Consider the following 1,453-nt stretch of genomic DNA (forward strand, 5'->3'; position numbering starts at 1 on the left):
TCAGAAAAAACGGGCGGCGGCCACATAGCCGCCGCCCGTTTTTTCTGATCCCCAGCCCATGTCACCCCCGCCCCATCCCCGCATCTAAAGGGAATGAAGGGCAACGGTCCGCGCCACCAGGCCCTCGGACTGGGGAGAGCGGGGGCTGCGGATCGAAGCCCGAAGCCGAACCGGAAGGAGGTTGCTATGGCGTTGTTGGATCCCCACACCCGCGAGGAGGTCCGCCGGATGCTGGCCGATCTCGCGCATCCGGTGCGGCTGGTCGTCTTCACGCAGAACGTGGATTGCATGTATTGCCGCGAGACGCGCCAGTTGATCGAGGAGGTCGCTGGCCTCTCGAATCAGATCACAGTGGAGGTTTACAACCGGATCATCGATCGGGAGGTGGCGGAGCGCTATGGCGTTGACAAGGCCCCGGCGGTGATCATTGAAGGGGATCAGGACTACGGCATCCGCTACTTCGGCATCCCCTCCGGCTACGAGTTCGGGTCTCTGATCGAGGACATCCGGATGGTCGGCCGCCGGGACTCGGGGCTCTCGCCGTCCAGCCGCAAGCGCCTGGCGACGCTGAACGTGCCGGTCCACATCCAGGTCTTCGTCACGCCGACCTGTCCGTATTGCCCCCGGATGGTCCGGCTGGCCCATCAGGCGGCTTTTGAGAGCCCGTGGGTCCGGGCGGACATGATCGAGGCCATGGAGTTCCCCGAACTGGCCGACGCCTACGGCGTCTACGGCGTCCCCCGCACCGTGATCAACGAGGTCATCCACATCGAAGGGGCGGTGCCCGAGGGGTATTTCATCAACGAACTGATGAAGGTGATGGATCCGGAGGCGATGGCCCATGCGACCGCGGCGCGGGAGCGCTTGCGGGCGGAGTATCTCGCCATCGCCCACGCGCACTATCATCACGACGAGGACGCGGAGGAGTGAGGGGCCCTTTCTGCCTCCCAAAGGATCTTTAACGAAAGGAGGTCCGCCATGACGGTGAACATGGCCGGTTGGGATCGGATCGTCCGGGTGATCCTAGCGGTGGTCTTCATCATGGTCTCGGCCTTCGTCCTGCGCTTCAACACCCTGGGGATCATCCTGACGATCATCGGCGTGGTCTTCGTCCTCACTTCTCTGGTGGGGTGGTGCCCGCTCTACACTGCGCTCGGCTTCCGGACGAAGCGCTGAGCCCCGCCCTTCCGCCAGGGGTGCAGACGAGGCGGCCCTCCCGAGGGCCGCCTCGTTTTTTGAGGCGGTGGGATGGCCCCCGGAGCAGCCCCTTGCCCACCGACATCTCGTCGTCCCTCGCGCCTATCATTTCTTTGGAGACCCTTGCTTCTGGAGGTCCGCCATGACCCATCGGTCCCGGGTTCCCATTGGGCTCCTGGCCCTGGCCCTGCTGGGGGGCACCTGCCGCCCCGCACCTACCTCCCTGGAGGAACTGCCCACCGTCGCCGTCCCCCTC

At 65.2% G+C, this 1,453-nt stretch carries 2 protein-coding genes; both read left to right on the forward strand.

Annotated features, from left to right (window positions below):
• The first annotated feature begins 186 nt into the window (after positions 1–186).
• Positions 187–930 carry a protein disulfide oxidoreductase gene (gene pdo / locus C4313_RS06975; protein WP_352429149.1) on the forward strand — a complete coding sequence of 248 codons (744 nt, stop codon included), beginning with the start codon at positions 187–189 and terminating at the stop codon, positions 928–930.
• 48 nt (positions 931–978) lie between these two features.
• Entirely contained in the window at positions 979–1,176 is a 198-nt protein-coding gene (locus C4313_RS06980) for a YgaP family membrane protein (protein WP_352429150.1), read from the forward strand.
• Positions 1,177–1,453: the final 277 nt, after the last annotated feature.

Origin of the sequence: Thermoflexus sp. (assembly GCF_040289485.1) — a bacterium.
Taxonomy (GTDB): Bacteria; Chloroflexota; Anaerolineae; order Thermoflexales; family Thermoflexaceae; genus Thermoflexus.

What these genes read in the sequence shown, in the direction of transcription:
- pdo (WP_352429149.1), top strand. Translation starts at nt 187, where the DNA reads ATGGCGTTGTTGGATCCCCACACCCGCGAGGAGGTCCGCCGGATGCTG.
- C4313_RS06980 (WP_352429150.1), top strand. Translation starts at nt 979, where the DNA reads ATGACGGTGAACATGGCCGGTTGGGATCGGATCGTCCGGGTGATCCTA.